Origin of the sequence: Companilactobacillus sp. RD055328 (assembly GCF_022835675.1) — a bacterium.
In the GTDB taxonomy this organism is placed as follows: Bacteria; Bacillota; Bacilli; order Lactobacillales; family Lactobacillaceae; genus BQUT01.
Window position 1 is genome coordinate 45,073 of record NZ_BQUT01000001.1, and the last position, 20,183, is coordinate 65,255.

The following is a 20,183-nucleotide window of genomic DNA, read 5'->3' on the forward strand; positions in this document are numbered from 1 at the left end:
ACTATTCTTTCAATTCTTTTTGCCATTTATAAAGTAAATTCATGGCATCCATTGGTGTGATATCCATTAGATTTGTTTCTTTGATTTCATTAGTTATTTCATTGTCTTCACTAAATAGCGACATCTGTACTTCAGGTTCGGCAACTGTTTGACTTTCTGCAGTCTTCTCACCGGCAGTTATATAATTTCCACTATCAGCTTCTAACTTATTCAAAACTTCTTCCGCACGAATCAATACTTGAGGAGGTAATCCTGCAAGCTTAGCAACATGAATCCCATAAGACTGATCAGATGGGCCTGGCAAGACTTTGTGTAAGAATACCAAAGTACCATTTTCTTCAGTGGCATTAACATGAACATTATTCACGCCAGTGAATTTATCATCTAACTGTGTCAATTCATGATAATGTGTTGAAAACATTGTCTTAGCTTGTACGTTATTTTCAATATATTCAATAATTGATTGAGCAAGTGCCATACCATCGTATGTTGCTGTACCACGACCAATTTCATCAAACACTAATAAACTGTTTTTTGTAGCATTTTTTAGTGCATCATTAGCTTCTTTCATTTCTACCATGAAAGTACTATCACCAGAAATAAGATCATCGGCAGCTCCGATACGGGTGAAAATATGGTCAAAAATTGGCAATATAGCAGAGTCAGCAGGAATGAAACTTCCGACTTGAGCCATAATTGCTGTCAATGCCATCTGACGCATATAAGTACTTTTACCTGACATATTAGGACCAGTAATTAACATTACGTTATCATCAACGCCCATTTTGACATCGTTTGGAATGTACTGGTTTTGACCAAGAACTTTTTCAACGACTGGATGACGACCATTTACAATATCAATCACACGTTCATCAGAAAACTCTGGACGAATTAAATGATAGTTCTCAGCAATAGTTGCTAAGCTTTGCAAAATATCTAATTCAGAGATTTTCAAAGCAAGATTTTGAAGTTTTTTGATATCATTCTTAATCGTTTCGCGTAATTCAGTGAATAGTTCATATTCTAAAGAATTAGACTTCTCTTCGGCCTCAAGAATAATTCGTTCTTTTTCTTTAAGCTCTGGTGTAATATATCGTTCTGCATTTGTTAAAGTCTGCTTACGCTCGTAACGACCCTCAGGTAATGAAGAAACGTTAGCCTTAGTTACTTCAATATAGTAACCAAAAACCTTATTAAATCCGACTTTCAATGTATGAATTCCGGTTACTTCTTGTTCTTTGGCTTGAAGATCAGCAATCCACTGTTTACCATTTCTTGAAGCATCACGGTATTCATCAAGTTGAGCATTGAATCCATCTTTAATAACACCACCATCTTTAATTGAGATAGGTGCATCATCAATAACAGCTTTATCGATTAATTGATATATATCACTGCAACCATCAAGTTGGTCCGCAAATCCAATGAATTCAGGTGTATCTAAATCACGAATAATTTCTTGAATTAATGGTACTTGTCCTAATGAAGTCTTAAGTTGTAATAAATCACGACCATTAACTGTGCCATATGCGATACGTCCAGCTAAACGTTCTAAGTCGTACACTTTTGTAAGATAATCTTGCAAACTAGCACGTTGGAAAAAGCTATCCATCAAGATTTGAATCTTATCTTGACGAGCCAGTAGTTCTTTCTTATCAATAATTGGACGAGCAATCCATTGTTTCAATAAGCGTCCACCCATTGCTGTCTTAGTCTCATCTAATAACCATAATAAAGAACCATATTTCTTACCGGTACGAAGTGATTTGAATAATTCCAAGTTATCTTGAGCTGAATAATCCATCTGTAGATAAGAATTAGTCTCGTAACTTTGTGCAATTTTCAGATGTGAAAGGCTACGTTTTTGAGTTTCAACTAAATATGAAATCAAGTACTCTGCTGATTGTTTTTCAGTGTCATCAGTTAATTCTTGAATTACATAATTAACTTCTGCGGTATCTGTTAATTCATCAACTTGATTAACCAGAATTCCCAGTTTTTTCATTGATTCAACTAATGATAAATCTTCAAAACTTAGGACTGACTCTTTAGTATTAAGCGTTAATAACTCATTTAATACTTCGTTTGTATTTTTGATGTGAGTAGCTTTGACTTCACCAGTTGATAGGTCGGCATATGCAATACCATATTCATCATTAACTTTGGCCACCGAAGTAATGTAATTATTCTCATTAGCGTTGTCAGATTTAACATCCATCATTGTTCCGGGTGTTACTACTTTAATAACTTCACGCTTAACTGTTGTACCTTCGGCTTCTGCTGGTGTTTCAACTTGTTCACAGATTGCGACTTTATAGCCATTTTCGACAAGGACTTGAATATAATTATCTGCTGCATGATATGGAACACCACACATTGGAATTGGCTCATCGGCGTTCTTATTGCGTGCTGTTAGCGTTAATTCTAAAACTTGTGATCCTTTAATTGCATCTTCTTGGAAGAGCTCATAAAAATCACCCACTCGATAAAACAAGAAGGCGTCAGGATATTTATTTTTGATTTGGTAGTACTGTTGCATCATTGGTGTGTCTTCAGTTTTTTGAGGCATCGTCTTCCCCTAAGATCTAATATAATCTGCTTTAATTTTATTATTTTTTTCGTTCAAATCAATTACCGCATAATTAAGTTGCATACGGCCATCTTCTTCAACATCGAATTTTTCAGGACGTTGAGTTAAGAAGCGGTTAATAACTCGCTTACTCTTAGTTCCTAAAATCCCGTCAAGCGCTCCAGTCATACCAACATCAGTTAAGTATGCTAACCCTTTAGGAAAAACTTGAGCATCATTAGTTTGAACATGTGTATGCGTGCCGACCATAACTTGAGCACGCCCATCAATATAGCGGCCAAAAGCGATTTTTTCACTAGTTGTTTCAGCATGAAAATCAACAAAAATCATTTCATCTTGATGGTCATTGTAGAACTCATCAAACGCATAAAATGGATTATCAATTGGTTGCATCAATGCAGTTCCTTGCATGTTTAAGACCGTAACTTTTTGACCATTAATATTGATAGTTTTAAAACCATTTCCAGGAACATTTCCTGGGTAATTAAGAGGACGTAGCATATTATCTTTGTCATTAATAAAATCAATTACTTCTCGTTTATCCCATACATGATTACCTGAGGTAACGATATCGGCTCCACTATTAAGGATACTTTTGAAGTCCGATTCTTTAATTCCCTTACCACCGTTTGAGTTTTCACCATTTACGATTGTAAGTTGTGGTTTCAGTTCGGATTTTAAATCTTTAAGATAAGTGTGAAGTGCCTTAAGACCAATGCTTCCAACTACATCACCAACAAATAATATGCGCATAATTTACCCCTTTTATAATAGTATTATTGTATCAGTATTTAAGAATTTTAAAAAGTGCCTGGGTTTATAAACGCGCTCCAAAAGACAAACATTTCCGCCTAAGCAAAAAGAAGAGCAACTTCTCACGAAGTTACTCTTCTTTTTCTTTAGTGCTCGATGTTTTAACGTCTTTTGTCGCGCTCTTGTTTTTACATCATTCCGCCCATGCCGCCTGTTGGATCTGCTGGCATTGCTGGGGCTTTGTTTTCTTCTGGTTTGTCAGCAACTACTGCTTCTGTTGTTAACAATAGTGCAGCTACACTGGCAGCATTTTGTAGTGCTGAGCGTGTAACTTTAGTTGGATCTATAATTCCGGCTTTGATCATGTTTTCCCATTTTCCAGTTGCGGCATTATATCCCATTTCGTTTTCTTCGTTCTTCATGTGTTCTGCAATTACTGAACCTTCTAATCCAGCATTCATTGCAATTTGGCGTACTGGTTCTTCTAAAGCACGTAACACAATGTTAATACCTGTTTGAACGTCGCCTTCATCTTCTAGGTCACTAACAGCACTGATTACGTTCATCAAGGCTGTACCACCACCGGCAACATATCCTTCTTCAACTGCAGCACGTGTAGCATTCAAAGCATCTTCAATGCGGTATTTACGTTCTTTTAGTTCAGTTTCAGTAGCAGCACCGACTTTGATAACTGCAACTCCACCGGCAAGTTTTGCCAAACGTTCTTGAAGTTTTTCTTTGTCGAAATCTGAAGTTGTTTCGTTGATTTGTTTTTTAATCATGTCAACGCGGTCAGCAATAGCTTTCTTGTCGCCATTACCTTCAACAATTGTTGTGTTGTCTTTAGTTACAGTAATACGACCAGCTTGACCAAGTTGTTCTAATTTAACATCTTTAAGTTCAAGACCAAGGTCACTAGTAATCACAGTAGCACCAGTCAACATAGCAATATCTTCTAGTTGAGCTTTACGACGGTCACCAAATCCAGGTGCCTTAACAGCAACTACATTGAAAGTTCCACGAATCTTGTTCAAGACAAGTGTAGGAAGAGCTTCACCATCAACATCATCAGCAATTATTAATAGTGACTTACCTTGTTGAACGATTTCTTGAAGCATTGGCAAGATATCTTGAATGTTAGAAATCTTCTTGTCAGTTACTAACAAGTAAGGATTCTCAAGGTCAGCTTCCATCTTGTCGTTGTCAGTTACCATGTATTGTGACAAGTAACCACGGTCGAATTGCATACCTTCAACAACATCAAGACTTGTATCGATACCTTTTGATTCTTCAATTGTGATAACACCATCGTTACCAACACGTTCCATAGCGTCAGCAATCAACTTACCAACTTCTTGGTTAGCTGATGAAACTGAAGCAACTTGCGCAATTTCATCTTTATTAGAAACGTTATGTGAAATCTTGTGAAGTTCAGCAACCGCTGCTTCTGTAGCTTTTTCGATCCCAGTTCTGATTCCAACTGGGTTGGCACCAGCAGTAACGTTCTTCATACCTTCACGGATGATTGCTTGAGCTAAAACTGTTGCAGTAGTTGTACCATCACCAGCAACATCATTAGTCTTTGAAGCAACTTCTGATACAAGCTTTGCTCCCATATTTTCAAAATGATCTTCTAGTTCAATTGCTTTAGCAATTGTCACACCATCATTAGTGATTTCTGGGCTACCAAATGATTGTTCTAAGACAACATTACGTCCTTTAGGACCCATAGTTGTCTTAACTGTATCAGCTAATTTATCAACACCTTTAAGCATCTTTGCTCTGGCATCTTCAGAAAATCTTATTTCTTTAACCATTTTAAATTACACTCTCCTATTTAAATATTTTAAACGCGTTCACATAAGCAATAAATTCCGCCTATGTTCTCGCTCTTTATTTTTTGAAACGAGTTCTTAGTAACAGAACTTTTCGCCTAAGTCATAATGAACCAACTCCTAAAGGAGTTAATCCACCATTTCCTTAGTGCTCAAGTTCTCCCGTTACCAATTACTCTCTATTTAACTATCGCAATTATATCTTTTTCATGCATTACCAAGTATTTATTGTCGCCATCTTTAACTTCAGTTCCGGCATATTTGTCGAACATTACAACATCACCTTCTGAAACTGTCATAGGAAGTTTGTTTCCGTCTTGTGAAACTTGACCATCACCAACAGCTACAACTGTACCTGTTTGTGGTTTTTCTTTAGCATTGCTGGCAAGAACAATTCCGCCAACTGTTTCTTCTTCATCTGAGTCAACTGTAAGAATAACTCGATCACCTAATGGTTTTAACACAATCTGTACCTCCAAAATTTAATTAATAATTATTGAGTTAGCACTCTAATGTTCTTTGTGCTAATTACAAAAGTAATTGTAACATTGTGATAGTGAAGTGCAAGTATTTTGAATGAAAAAAGAACAGCAAATTTAATTGCTATTCTATATGTACTTTTGAGAGGATAACATTTTTAGAATTTCAGTGCCACGAATCCATACATATTGCCTATACATATGTATACCATTGATATAAACAGGCTTATCACTTGAGTTTTGCCCCGTTCCTCTAAAGAATATTTTATAATCTGCAGATTTTGGTAAATTCACAGAAGTTTTGATTGTCCCATTTGAATTTATACGTTGATTGCCATTGCTATCTAAATCAACAGTTTCAATAAGTTTATCATTAAAAATAGTATCTCTAACATAATTCCAAACAGGTAAAACTTCTTCAAATATGAATTCGTCACTGAATGTAACTCTTTTAAATCCAACGAATTTATTGCATAACAATTTTTCATTAGAATTTTGTTCTTCAAAAATCACAAACAAGAATTGACGTTCACTAAAATCACTAAAGGCACTCGACTCTTCAAAAGAATTATCTTTATCCAACCATTCTTCAAAATCTACTGGAAATAATTTTGTATCTTCAGTTCTCATTCCTGATTTTGTCTGTGTAATCGTTTTTGCGACTAGTCCTATTTTGTTAAAAATATCAATTTTACTAATTTTTTTGGATTCGGCTCCAAACATTCTTGTGACGATTTGTTCTGTAACAGATTTTGAAACATCACCTTTTTTATTTAAATTAACCTGTATATTTAAAGCTTTTATTAGTGATTCAATAGTTTTTCCTGAGTATTTTTCAGTAAATTCATGTAATCTCTCATCTAACTTATTAAAAGTACCAAAGTTTTTATCTAATTTTTCTAATTCTTTGTTAGTAAAATAATTTTCTACAATGGTAGAGACAGTAGTCCTTTTCAATCTAAATCTTGGAGGATTAGGCCATTTTGGTGCTGTATCAATCAACATCAAATCAGGTCTTAATTTAGAAGAAATTGTAGGATAGTAATCTTTTGGATTATCGTAGTTCTCTTGTAATTCTTTTATATAATTTCTAACAATCAACCAGTCATTCTTTAAAATTTCTTTTTCATCATTACTAAATTCATGAAATTCATAGCCCATTATTGGAAATCTTGCATAATCAGAAGCCTTAACTGTTGTATCAGAATCATACAAATAGTACACAAGAAGAAGTCTTTCTAACTTATGCCAAAAATCTGAAGATTCAAATTTTTGGTTACTAATTTTATCAGGTGAAACAGCGGTTATAGACATCGGTTCTTTAGCTTCCAAAGCACCAAATTTTTTCTTCGATTTTTTTAATCCTGTCGTTTTTAACTCTACTTCTTTATCATCAACAATCAAATCTGGCCTTTGTTTTGAGTCAGCCGGATATCCTATAATAGATTGTTCAACCACATCACCAGCAATTCCCGTTACTTTTGGATTTACAATTGTTTTATCAAAAACATGATTTACATCTACTTCACCTAACGTCTTATTGATTACTTTATTAAAAATATCAGTTAACTCTTTTTTTGTAAATTTATGGTTAATGTCCATAATACCTCCTACTACGGCTAGGAATTTCTTAGCAGTTTTAATTATACCATTAGATAAAGATCTTGATCTTTTTCGTAATTTAATGTATACTAAATAAATAACGAAAGGGTGTTCGTATTATTATGCCAAAAGAAATGAAAATATTAGAATTATTTGCCGGAGTTGGTGGATTTCGTGTTGGTTTAGAACATGCAAATTCAAACTTGTATAAAACTTGTTGGTCAAACCAATGGGAACCTGGTAAAAAAAGTCAGGATGCTTTCGAAGTATATAATTATCATTATCCTGATTCAGAAAATATAAATAAAAATATAGCCGAAATTTCTGACAAAAAATTCAAGAGTATGGATGCCGATATAATAGTTGGAGGCTTTCCATGCCAGGATTATTCAGTTGCCAGAAGTAAAAAGCATGAAATGGGTATAGAAGGAAAAAAAGGTGTCCTTTTTTGGGAAATTATCAGAGCTGTTCAAAACATTAAGCCAAAATATCTTATCTTAGAAAATGTTGATCGACTATTAAAATCGCCATCTTCTCAACGAGGTAGAGACTTCGCTATTATGTTGGCCGCATTTAATGAACTAGATTATTCTGTCGAGTGGCGTGTTATAAATGCCGCTGAATATGGTTTTAGACAGCGAAGACGACGTGTGTATTTTTTTGTATACAGAAATGACACACCTTTTGCCAAACAATCCGATGAAATGTTTGAAATAGATGTTGAAAGCAAAGATTCTTATGATGATTATATCTTTAGTAAAGGTTTATTTGCTCGTCAATTTCCTATTATAAAATCACCCAACAAGAATAGAAAAGCATACTACGAATTATCAGACGATATTGTAAATATCTCTGATAATTTTAGTGGTGTTGTATGGAATACTGGAATCATGAGACATGGTAGATACTTTACAATCGATACAAAACCTACAGGCGATGAAGAACCTATTCCTCTTAAGAATACTCTTCAGTCAGAAAATGAAGTTCCCGAAAGTTTCTATATAACTGATGAAAACAAATTAAAAAAATTTGAGTATCTTCGAGGAGCAAAAAAAATTGAACGTACAAGTATTGATGGACATAAATATACCTACTCAGAAGGTAGTATGTCTGCTTTTGAAGATTTAGAATTACCTAGCAGAACAATGTTAACATCAGAAGGAACTATTAACAGGTCGACTCATTTTATAAAACAAAATAATAAATATAGATTAATCACTCCCATCGAAGCCGAACGTTTACAAGACTTTGATGATAATTGGACTAAAGTTAAAAAACTTTCTGACGGAACAAATGCTCAAGTTTCTGATAGAATGCGAATGTTCTTTATGGGTAACGCATTAGTTACAGGTGTTATTAAGCGAATAGGCCTTGAATTAGAAAAAATAATTTAATAAAAAACACTTTCAATTAAATTAATTGAAAGTGTTTTTTATTACCCTATCTCTTAAAAGAAGAATCCAACCATTGTTGCTGTTAATAGTGATGCCATTGTAGCACCCAACAATAGTTTCAATGAATACTTAGCCACAATCTTACCTTGTTTTGCATCAATAGCTTTGATTGAGCCTGAAATAATTCCTAATGTACCAAAGTTTGCAAAACTAATTAGATAAGTAGAAATCATTGCCAATCCCTTAGGTGTCAACGATTGAGCAATCTTAGCTAATTCACCCATTGCAACGAATTCATTAGTAATTAATTTAGTAGCCATTACTCCACCGATTTCCACGATATCTTGCCCTGGAACACCGATCAAGTATGCTATTGGTGAGAATACATATCCTAGTACATGTGTGAAACTGAATCCGAAGAAGTACATGAATACATTATTCAAGAATGTTACCAAAGCAACAAACCCAATTAACATAGCTGCTACTGTGATTGCTAAATGGAATCCGTCTAAGATATATTCTCCTAGCATTTGGAAGAATGGTTCGCGTTCTTTTTGAACAACGCCATCTTCTTTTGTTTCAAATCCCTCTTCTTTAGGATCATATGGATTAACAACACAAGATATAATAAGTGCTGAAAAAATATTTAGAAATACTGCTACCACTACGAACTTACCATCTACCATTGACATATATGATGCTAACATTGCAGCACTTACGGCTGACATTGATGATGCACATATTGTATATAGTTGTCTTGGTGATAGGCGTGGTATTTGTTCTTTGATTGTTAAGAATACTTCTGGTTGTCCTAATACTGCTGTAGATACTGAGAAGTAACTTTCAAGTTCTCCCATTCCTGTAATTTTATTAATAATAATTCCAATCCACTTAATAATGAATGGCAAGACTTTAATATAATTCAAGATTCCCACAAGTGCAGAAATAAATACAATTGGCATTAGAACATTAAAGAAGAATACCGAACTTCCCTTTGTTATTGCAATTCCCCCGAAGACAAAATTAACTCCACCTTCAGCTTGTGACATTAACCAACTAAAAAAATTAGATATGCCGGCTAACATCGATTCTCCGCCACTTGTATGTAGACATAAGAACGAAATAATCAGCTGTAGTCCTAACATAACTCCCATTTGTTTAAATCGTATTTTTTTACGATTCGAACTTACTAAGAATCCTAGTACAAAGATGAAACTTAAACCTATAAGACCTCTAACTATACTCATAATTCATCTCCCTATCCAAACATCTTCAATAACGTTTTAGATAAATCTTCATCAATTTCCATTGGTGAATTACCAACAAATCTTTCTTTCATTAAACGATCAACATTACTTAGCATTTCTTCTTCATCAATATTAAATGTAGAAAATGCGGGTAATCCTAATTTTGTATCTCTGAATTCTTTGAATTTGGCTGCTGTGATTTCACCAATTTCTAAATCAGTAGCATCTTCTGGGAAACTAGCTCCTAAAATATAACCAATTTCACGAATCTTTTTCATCTTAATTACTGATGTATATTGTAAAGTCCCTGGTAATGCGTACGCACAGGCCATTCCGTGTGGCATCTTGTATTTAGCACCTATTACATGAGCTTGTGAATGTCCAACATGCGTACCTGCATTATTTAAGATCCATCCACCTAATGCCGCAGCTATCATCATTTCTTGACGAGCTTCTAAATCAGCACCATTCTTAACAGCCTTAGGTAAGTATTTAACAACCAAGTACATGATTTTTTCACAGATTGCATCTGTTATTGGTGATGACAATAGTGATGTATATCCTTCAGCTGCATGAGCGAATGTATCTAATCCTGTAGCAATTGTCATGTTTGTAGGTAATGTTGCAACTAACTTAGGATCTAGAATTGCAAATTCACTTACGGCGTTATTTGATAAAACTGCTAATTTTTCTTTTGTTTCACTGTCGGTAACGATTAGTGCATTTGATAGTTCACTACCTGTTCCTGAAGTTGTAGGGACAGCAATTAATCCTTCAACTCGTTCAGGTATATCTTTGCCAGTAGCGTATTCACTAATCTTGCCACCATAAGTTCTAACAATATTAATTCCACGAGCTGAATCTATTGAACTTCCGCCCCCGATACCAATAATACAGTCACATCCTGACTCATTAAATACCTTGGCACCTTTGTCCACCACTTCAGTTGGTGGATCTGGAACAATCTCGTCATAAATGACTGAATCAATTTTATTGTCTTTTAACTCAGACAATAATTTCTTGATTTCTGATGTTTCTAATAAGAACTTGTCAATTACAATCATTGGTTTCTTAAATTCTTTTTCTGAGATTATTTCTAAAATACTTTTTGATAACTCATAAGAAACAACAACTTTTACATTTTGTTCTAATTTATAATCCAATTTCGTCTACCTCTATCTCTCATGCGCATATATTATCTTTTTGAAATTAACACTTAAAAATTGAATGGCTGGGCCGGTGGTTAAGGCTGTGACAATTGTTATCAATCCAAATGTTCCACCTAATAAATAACCTGCAATAGTCAAAACAACATCCATTGTTATTTTTGATCTTCTTACACTCCAGCCTGTGTGATCACGGATAGTTAACATGAATCCATTAAACGGATCCACACCGATATCACTAGCCACAAACAGACTTATACCAATGTAGTACAAGCTACATCCTATTAATCCCGCAATCAATCTAGTACTTAAATCGTTATTAGTAAAAATATGTGGGTATAAATTACTACCAATTGAAATGAACGTTCCATAAGGAATCAGATATAGAAATGTTCCGATATTTAAATATTTACGACCAAAGAAATACAAAAATATCATTAACACTATATTTACAAAATTAGAAACAAATCCTAATTGTATTCGACTAAGGCCAAAGAACGCTCTAATTCCGTCATAGATAATCCCAACCGGATCATTTCCTAACAGAGTATTGTTGTTAAATGCTAATCCCACACACACTGTGAAAATACCTATCATCGAAACCACTATTGATTTAACAGATATTTTTTTACTAACCTGTTTCATATTACTTATTCAATTCTCTATCTGCTTCATCAGCATTTTTACAGAATTCGATTACCTTAGGTATATCTTTTTCCATTACGCCATCACTATATTTGTAGCTAGTCTTAGTAAGTGTATCAACACCATAAGGCTTAACTTCTTTAATACATTGAGCAACATTATCAGGTCCTAAGCCACCTGCCATAATAACTGGAATATCAATTGCCTTCACGATTTCAGCATCAATGTTCCAATCATGTGTTTCTCCACTTGCACCGATTCCTGTATCAGCAGCTAATCCTGAGTCAGTTAAAATGTAGTCAACATATTCTGCATATTTCTTAGCACGATCAACAGCATCTGGACCATCTACTAGAACAGCTTGCATTAATTCAACACCAGGACATTCTTTATGTAATCTATCAGCGAATTCCTTATCAGCTGTATAATCCATTCCGGCAACGTGTAGAATATCAGGCTTAACTCTCTTAGTAATGAAGATCATTTCATCAACGTCTTTGTTAAGCATAATAGCTACAAACTTAACACCACGTCGTTTTGTTTCGGCAGCAATTCTATCAACTACGTCAAATGGTACTCTATGTGCTGGAACCCCACCACTTTGCATTGGTACTAAACCAATATGATCTGCTCCCGCATCCATTGAAGCTACCGCTTCGTTATAATTTACGATTGAATATATTTGTTTTTTTATCATTTATTTACACCACTTCCATGAATTTTTTTGCTCTTGTTATAACATTTCTAATACTTAAATCAGGAGAAACAGCTTTTTCTGATTCTAACGTTATGCTTGCAGCTGCTTGAGTCAACTGCCCGACTTCTTTCAATGCTAATGCATTCTTATAATAAAAAGATGCCCATGTAATTGTTGCAATACTACAATCCCCCGCACCATTAGCGCTTATAATTTTTTCAGCAATTGTAGGAACAATATCTACTTCACCATCACGAGAACATAATATTCCTTCTGCTCCCATTGAGATGAATACATTCTTCACACCACAATCATTTAAAGCTTGTGCAGCTTGTATGGCACTATCTTCATCTACAACTTCAATACCCGTTAACAATCCAGCTTCTAATTCATTAGGTTTGAAAGTATCTAGTTTGTCCAAAACGTTTCTAAACTTACCAACTTTGGCTATTGAAACTGGATCAGCGAAGATAGGTGCTGTACAGTTCTGAGCTAACCATTCAATTGATTCTTGAGAAATATTCCCATCAATTACGCAAATTGAAGCGTTATTAATGAAATCAATTCGCTTACTCAAGAACTCTGGTGTTATTTGTTCAACAATCTTCATATCATTGATTGCTGTAACCATATCGCCTTTTTCATTAGTAACATATAAGTATGTTGAACTAACTCCGCCTTTAATCTGTTCAGCATAATCTAAATTGATATTCTCGTTTTGACATTCCGTTTTCAAAATATCGCCAAAGTAGTCATCACCGTAAACTGTAACTAAATATGAAGGCACTTCTAATTTTGTTAAGTTTTGTGCGATATTTTGACCAACACCACCGACATTAATCTTGATGTCGCCAATGTTAGAATCTCTTTCACGATAGATATTTCCACATAGACCAGCTAAATCCAAATTAAGGCCACCAACTATTACTACATAATCGTTATCCATGATTCTCCTCCTTACAAGTATTAACAAAACCAATTTTAGAATGCACTTACATTATTATCAAACAAACGTTTATTTTCTAAACACTTGTTGGTAAAATGTCATTATTTACGTTATAATTAGTGAAAATAATCACAAAAATTAAACATTGGTTCACTTTAACTAAATGAGGTAATTTATGACAACTAGAGAAGATGAAATACTAAAACTAATCAAACTTGACCCCTTAATATCCCAGAATGAATTATCCCAAAAACTGGGAATTACAAGATCGGGAGTTGCAACTCATATCCATAACCTTACAAAAAAAGGCCTCATCAAAGGACGAGGCTATCTATTAACCAACGAAAAAGTGGCTTCAGTTATTGGCGGTATTAATATTGATACTTTAGGAATATCGAGTGAAAATTTAATCACCTATAATTCAAACCCTGGAGATATTATTCAAACAATTGGTGGTGCCGGAAGAAATATGGCGCTCGCATTAACGAAATTTTCAGTTCCTAATAATTTCATTTCTGTATATGGTGATGATATTAACGGTGATAAGTTCGTGAATAACAGCCATGAAAACAATATGAATATTGAATGTTGTGAACGCATTAATGGTCAACGAACATCATCATTCTTATACGTCATCAATACCGATGGAGAGCGTTTTGTAGCCGTCGATGATATGAAAATATATGATGAACTATCGCCTGCATTTCTAGAGAAATATATTAATCAAATTAATCAGTCTAAATACTGCATTATTGATACCAATATATCTGAAGATTCAATAAATTATTTGTCATACAACGTTACAGTGCCGATTATTGTTAAGACTGTTTCATTAAATAAGAACCATCGAATACTTAACAGCATGCCTAATATTGATACTTTGGTCACCACAAAAAAAGAACTTGTCCAATTAATTGTTGATAATGACTTTACATACTTAAACATCAAACAATCAGCTAAGTTGTTATTGAAGATGGGAGTTAAAAATCTAATCGTCTTTGATATTAAAGAAGGACTTTGCTTCTATAGTAAGAAGCAAGAATATCATATAAAAAATCCATCAGTTGATGTATCAAATTCGAATGGTTCAAATGCCGTTTTGACGGCAGCTATAGTATGGGGATTATCACAAGGTCTCACTTGGAAGGAAGTATTAAAACTTTCATATACCGCCGCCGTGATCAGTTCTGAAGCAGAAAAACCTGTAGCTAAACAACTATCACTTGAAGTTGTCAAAAATAGAGCAAATGAACTATTCAAATAAAAAAGACTTGAGAGTAATCTCAAGTCTTTTTACTTCTTTCCAACATGCATAGCGGCAGAACCGAAAATATATTTTTTAATTCGAACTTCTTTGAATCCAGTTGCTTCAAACATTTTCTTTAATTCTAAAATCGAAACAAAATGATTTACTGATGAGTTTAAATACTCATATTCATCTTTAGCATTATGATTAAATACTCGTCCTATCAATGGCATGATTTTGCCAAAGTAAAACTTCCATCCAGTTTTAATGATTGGAGTTTCGACTTTAAACGCATCTAAGCTAATCAACACTCCACCTGGTTTAGTCACACGATAAATTTCAGACAAAACCGTATTTACATCTGGTACATTTCGCAATCCAAAACCAATTGTAACTGCATCAAATGTATTATCTTCAAAAGGTAACTTCATGGCATCACCTTGAATAAAATCTACTCGATCTTGGTAATTATTCTTTTGTAACTTTTGTTTGGCAATATCAAGCATACCCTCACTAAAATCTAAAGCTGTTACTTTAGTGTTTGTCGAAACTTGCTTCAGAATTTCTAAAGTCCAATCTCCTGTACCACAGCACAAATCAAGAATGCTATCTATATTAGGGTTAATCTCTTTAGTAGCTTGTGCGCGCCATTTTCTGTGTGTTCCCATGCTAATTAATGAATTAACCTTATCGTAGTCACCCGCGATATGATTAAAAATCTCTTGTACTTTGGCTTCTGAAACGTCATTTGTCTTTGACATAATTACATCCTGTCTGAAATTGATATACATCTCACCCTGTATTATCCATGAAATATTTATTAAAAGATAGCTAAAAAAGAATCCAATTCATTCCCGACCCAATAAAAATCGTTATGGCCAGAATGGAAGGACTCCTTATTGATGAATAATAAACTACCTTTATTAAATCTACAACCAGATAACTATTTTTAATCTCAACGGATTAAAGACTACAAACGTGATCTGTTTGAATAAATTTTCAAGAGATATTGCTATTCACAAAAAGAAATAAATTAGAATTACTATTAAAAATAATTCAATCTATTTGCTTTTTTTAAAATATAAATTACATTTCTTTTAGGAGATTCTCATCACCTTCCGCATGTTGGCTTCGGCCTGTGGAAGGATGAATGAGAATCTCTTTTTATTTAAGCATTAAAATTACAAGTCCCTTTTAATCTATCTATTTGATACCTACAGTTTAATGGCATACTAAAGTCAAAGTTAATTGCTTTTTTTCGATGTATATAATATCCTTAACTTATAAGAAGGTTATTCGTCCTTCGCCCGTGATGCTTTTGCTAGGTGGAGGTGTGAATAACCTTTTTTATTTGTATTTAGATATATCAATTAATTTATTGTCATCAAAAATCCAATAATTTTCATTAAATACTCCAATCGATTTATTTTGGAAGTATTCAAAACAACATAGTACTAAAACTTCATTACCTTTATGCTTTTGGTGTCCCGTGTTTTGGAAGTATTCAAAACAACATAGTACTAAAACAGAAATCCGCCGAATACAAATTCAAATAAAGTTTTGGAAGTATTCAAAACAACATAGTACTAAAACGGAATTGCTGGCGCTATAGGAATTGCAATTGTTTTGGAAGTATTCAAAACAACATAGTACTAAAACATTGAGTAGGATGCTGATTACCAAGTCTCAGTTTTGGAAGTATTCAAAACAACACAGTACTAAAACATGACACTTGTCGCTACTAAGCCTGGATTTGTTTTGGAAGTATTCAAAACAACATAGTACTAAAACGATGTTGCAGTTATGTTCAGAACACTTATGGTTTTGGAAGTATTCAAAACAACATAGTACTAAAACAAGCATTTCAGCTTGTTCTAACTTGTCATTGTTTTGGAAGTATTCAAAACAACATAGTACTAAAACATTACACTTTGAATATGTAAAACTTTAGATGTTTTGGAAGTATTCAAAACAACATAGTACTAAAACGCCCCTGCTGACAGAATTTCAAAAAGCAAAGTTTTGGAAGTATTCAAAACAACATAGTACTAAAACTCTAATTGATACTTTTCATTAGCTTTAATTGTTTTGGAAGTATTCAAAACAACATAGTACTAAAACGTATACCGCACCTTCTCCAGTAACCCATAAGTTTTGGAAGTATTCAAAACAACATAGTACTAAAACTCTGGCATTAGTCCTTCAAGAACAGGATTAGTTTTGGAAGTATTCAAAACAACATAGTACTAAAACTGATTTACTGACAGATGAAATGCTCAACGCGTTTTGGAAGTATTCAAAACAACATAGTACTAAAACCTAAGCTTGAGTAATCAAATTTAATTGTTGGTTTTGGAAGTATTCAAAACAACATAGTACTAAAACATATTACTAAAAGTGTTGGGTTCATGGGCTGTTTTGGAAGTATTCAAAACAACATAGTACTAAAACACCATCTACCTCTACCTCCTAAAATCTTTGGTTTTGGAAGTATTCAAAACAACATAGTACTAAAACGATGATATTCAAAAATGGGAACGTCTTGAAGTTTTGGAAGTATTCAAAACAACATAGTACTAAAACACGTAGAACAATACCGATTTTAGCGGTGATGTTTTGGAAGTATTCAAAACAACATAGTACTAAAACTAACAATTAGCGATTAAAAAATATTTTATAGTTTTGGAAGTATTCAAAACAACATAGTACTAAAACTTCAGCAACAACCGATTTAACTTGTGCAACGTTTTGGAAGTATTCAAAACAACATAGTACTAAAACAATACAGTACACTTTTCAAATTTTTTAATCGTTTTGGAAGTATTCAAAACAACATAGTACTAAAACAGAATATAATTCTAAAGTTGCATATTCGGAGTTTTGGAAGTATTCAAAACAACATAGTACTAAAACTTCATATCTGCCCATAGCGGATATTGTTCTGTTTTGGAAGTATTCAAAACAACATAGTACTAAAACAAGCCATTAAACCAACTCGATTTCTAAGTGGTTTTGGAAGTATTCAAAACAACATAGTACTAAAACTTGAATACATAGAATTTATTTTCAACGTAAGTTTTGGAAGTATTCAAAACAACATAGTACTAAAACAACGAATTGAAATCTAAGGATAGAAATATTGTTTTGGAAGTATTCAAAACAACATAGTACTAAAACCATTTTGGACATACTGCAGTAATTACATTAGTTTTGGAAGTATTCAAAACAACATAGTACTAAAACGCAAGAATGACACTTGACGATTTTGATACAGTTTTGGAAGTATTCAAAACAACATAGTACTAAAACGGCGGTGTTAATATGGATAAACTTATAAGAGTTTTGGAAGTATTCAAAACAACATAGTACTAAAACTACCACGAGCCAATTTCTTAGCATAGCCATGTTTTGGAAGTATTCAAAACAACATAGTACTAAAACAACATATTTCATTGAAAAGCTTAAAGCCAAGTTTTGGAAGTATTCAAAACAACATAGTACTAAAACATTGTTTTGAGTTATTGCGTCAGAACTAAAGTTTTGGAAGTATTCAAAACAACATAGTACTAAAACAATATCATACGGTATGCGTCATTTGATACGGTTTTGGAAGTATTCAAAACAACATAGTACTAAAACTGAATTCTTACTAGACCAAGTTTCTAATGCGTTTTGGAAGTATTCAAAACAACATAGTACTAAAACGACTTTTAGCGTTACAACTATGTTTGAAGTGTTTTGGAAGTATTCAAAACAACATAGTACTAAAACTTGAATCTAGTTGGTTTAGATATTGGATAAGTTTTGGAAGTATTCAAAACAACATAGTACTAAAACGAAGCCGCACTTCCATTGACTAAATCTGTTGTTTTGGAAGTATTCAAAACAACATAGTACTAAAACATTTTTATGTAAATTGTTTCACGGTTTTTTGTTTTGGAAGTATTCAAAACAACATAGTACTAAAACTGCTACTTGCTAAATATTCTCCAGAATAGAGTTTTGGAAGTATTCAAAACAACATAGTACTAAAACAACCATTCGTACATATCAGCATAATCGTTTGTTTTGGAAGTATTCAAAACAACATAGTACTAAAACATTGGACTGCTAATGATTTAGATAATGTTAGTTTTGGAAGTATTCAAAACAACATAGTACTAAAACCTTGATTTTATTATAAATAATATCAGGGTCGTTTTGGAAGTATTCAAAACAACATAGTACTAAAACTCATGATAGTCAGGATTAGTTTTACGAGCTGTTTTGGAAGTATTCAAAACAACATAGTACTAAAACCTAGAGCTTCTAAGTTGCTTATTGTCATTTGTTTTGGAAGTATTCAAAACAACATAGTACTAAAACTCAGCAGTCTTAAATAACGTTCCTTCTTTGGTTTTGGAAGTATTCAAAACAACATAGTACTAAAACATATGCTGAAAAGCTATATAAAAATAAAGTGTTTTGGAAGTATTCAAAACAACATAGTACTAAAACCGTAGATCGAACAATCTTTTTTTCACTTTTGTTTTGGAAGTATTCAAAACAACATAGTACTAAAACGAAAATGCTGGTTGGGCAGAATGGGGTGTTGTTTTGGAAGTATTCAAAACAACATAGTACTAAAACTATGGACGGATAGAGGTGTTCATTTCTATTGTTTTGGAAGTATTCAAAACAACATAGTACTAAAACTCAGGACTGGTATGCACCTCTATTTTACATGTTTTGGAAGTATTCAAAACAACATAGTACTAAAACAGCGTTAACGACGAATTAAATATAAAATACGTTTTGGAAGTATTCAAAACAACATAGTACTAAAACACCATGTGTAACCATTCGAGTATGAAACAGGTTTTGGAAGTATTCAAAACAACATAGTACTAAAACGACATAAGCTACCCAAAAAGGAAATATTCAGTTTTGGAAGTATTCAAAACAACATAGTACTAAAACTTCAGAGTTGCTTCAATCATTAAAAGAAGCGTTTTGGAAGTATTCAAAACAACATAGTACTAAAACTCACTCCTAAGCCGGCGGCAGCTATACCTAGTTTTGGAAGTATTCAAAACAACATAGTACTAAAACAAACCTCCGTCTCGATAATCAAAAGTCTTAGTTTTGGAAGTATTCAAAACAACATAGTACTAAAACGACATGCCAAAAAGAACAATCAAAGAAGTAGTTTTGGAAGTATTCAAAACAACATAGTACTAAAACCTCGAGCTATTCTAGTAAGTAGTTGCATAGGTTTTGGAAGTATTCAAAACAACATAGTACTAAAACCCTTGATATTCACCGTCTAAAACTTCGTAGGTTTTGGAAGTATTCAAAACAACATAGTACTAAAACTCTTCTGTCGTAACAGTAATATCAGTTTCTGTTTTGGAAGTATTCAAAACAACATAGTACTAAAACCAATCTAGATAACTATTTCAGTATTGCCGAGTTTTGGAAGTATTCAAAACAACATAGTACTAAAACCTTAGTAAGTGCATACAATCAGGAATTGGCGTTTTGGAAGTATTCAAAACAACATAGTACTAAAACCTCGGACAGAGATTTATCGTCATACTATTT

Annotated in this window: 13 protein-coding genes and 1 CRISPR repeat array; of the genes, 2 read left to right on the forward strand and 11 right to left on the reverse strand. The window is 33.3% G+C overall.

Annotation, left to right across the window (positions count from 1 at the left end; genetic code table 11):
- Position 1: 1 nt before the first annotated feature.
- From mutS to RD055328_RS00250, 5 genes are all read right to left on the reverse strand, one after another.
- Entirely contained in the window at positions 2-2,569 is a 2,568-nt protein-coding gene (gene mutS, locus RD055328_RS00230; RefSeq protein WP_244086825.1) for a DNA mismatch repair protein MutS, read from the reverse strand.
- Between the two features lie 9 nt (positions 2,570-2,578).
- A complete protein-coding gene (locus RD055328_RS00235; protein ID WP_244086826.1) occupies positions 2,579-3,343 on the reverse strand; it encodes a TIGR00282 family metallophosphoesterase in 765 nt (254 codons plus the stop codon).
- Between the two features lie 188 nt (positions 3,344-3,531).
- Positions 3,532-5,160, reverse strand: a complete 1,629-nt coding sequence (gene groL, locus RD055328_RS00240; protein WP_244086827.1) for a chaperonin GroEL — start codon at positions 5,158-5,160, stop codon at positions 3,532-3,534.
- 197 nt (positions 5,161-5,357) lie between these two features.
- Positions 5,358-5,642 (reverse strand): co-chaperone GroES, encoded by a 285-nt coding sequence (groES, locus tag RD055328_RS00245; RefSeq protein WP_244086828.1) that lies wholly within the window; start codon positions 5,640-5,642, stop codon positions 5,358-5,360.
- Between the two features lie 144 nt (positions 5,643-5,786).
- The gene (locus RD055328_RS00250) at positions 5,787-7,259 is read right to left on the reverse strand and encodes a MutH/Sau3AI family endonuclease (RefSeq protein ID WP_244086829.1); all 1,473 of its coding nucleotides are present in this window, start codon (positions 7,257-7,259) and stop codon (positions 5,787-5,789) included.
- Positions 7,260-7,393: 134 nt separating this feature from the next.
- On the opposite strand from RD055328_RS00250, the gene dcm reads away from it, so the two are divergent.
- Entirely contained in the window at positions 7,394-8,653 is a 1,260-nt protein-coding gene (gene dcm, locus RD055328_RS00255; RefSeq protein ID WP_244087141.1) for a DNA (cytosine-5-)-methyltransferase, read from the forward strand.
- Between the two features lie 53 nt (positions 8,654-8,706).
- Here the strand turns inward: dcm and RD055328_RS00260 are convergent, their stop codons facing one another.
- Genes RD055328_RS00260 through RD055328_RS00280 form a run of 5 tightly spaced genes read right to left on the reverse strand, consistent with a single transcriptional unit; the run spans position 8,707 to position 13,354 of the window.
- Positions 8,707-9,900: a NupC/NupG family nucleoside CNT transporter gene (locus tag RD055328_RS00260; RefSeq protein WP_244086830.1), complete on the reverse strand. Its 1,194-nt coding sequence runs from the start codon at positions 9,898-9,900 to the stop codon at positions 8,707-8,709.
- Positions 9,901-9,911: 11 nt separating this feature from the next.
- The gene (locus RD055328_RS00265) at positions 9,912-11,063 is read right to left on the reverse strand and encodes an iron-containing alcohol dehydrogenase (RefSeq protein ID WP_244086831.1); all 1,152 of its coding nucleotides are present in this window, start codon (positions 11,061-11,063) and stop codon (positions 9,912-9,914) included.
- A 12-nt stretch (positions 11,064-11,075) separates the two neighbouring features.
- A complete protein-coding gene (locus tag RD055328_RS00270; RefSeq protein WP_244086832.1) occupies positions 11,076-11,711 on the reverse strand; it encodes a YitT family protein in 636 nt (211 codons plus the stop codon).
- 1 nt (position 11,712) lies between these two features.
- Positions 11,713-12,408 (reverse strand): phosphoribosylanthranilate isomerase, encoded by a 696-nt coding sequence (locus RD055328_RS00275; RefSeq protein ID WP_244086833.1) that lies wholly within the window; start codon positions 12,406-12,408, stop codon positions 11,713-11,715.
- 4 nt (positions 12,409-12,412) lie between these two features.
- On the reverse strand, positions 12,413-13,354 hold the full coding sequence (locus tag RD055328_RS00280) for a PfkB family carbohydrate kinase (protein WP_244086834.1): 942 nt from the start codon (positions 13,352-13,354) through the stop codon (positions 12,413-12,415).
- Positions 13,355-13,529: 175 nt separating this feature from the next.
- Here RD055328_RS00280 and RD055328_RS00285 point away from each other — a divergent pair, with 175 nt between their 5' ends.
- The gene (locus RD055328_RS00285; RefSeq protein WP_244086835.1) at positions 13,530-14,618 is read left to right on the forward strand and encodes a PfkB family carbohydrate kinase; all 1,089 of its coding nucleotides are present in this window, start codon (positions 13,530-13,532) and stop codon (positions 14,616-14,618) included.
- A gap of 29 nt (positions 14,619-14,647) precedes the next feature.
- Here the strand turns inward: RD055328_RS00285 and ubiE are convergent, their stop codons facing one another.
- Positions 14,648-15,361 (reverse strand): bifunctional demethylmenaquinone methyltransferase/2-methoxy-6-polyprenyl-1,4-benzoquinol methylase UbiE, encoded by a 714-nt coding sequence (ubiE, locus tag RD055328_RS00290; protein ID WP_244086836.1) that lies wholly within the window; start codon positions 15,359-15,361, stop codon positions 14,648-14,650.
- Between the two features lie 664 nt (positions 15,362-16,025).
- Positions 16,026-20,153: direct repeats of the CRISPR family, unit length 36 nt; unit sequence GTTTTGGAAGTATTCAAAACAACATAGTACTAAAAC.
- Positions 20,154-20,183 lie beyond the last annotated feature (30 nt).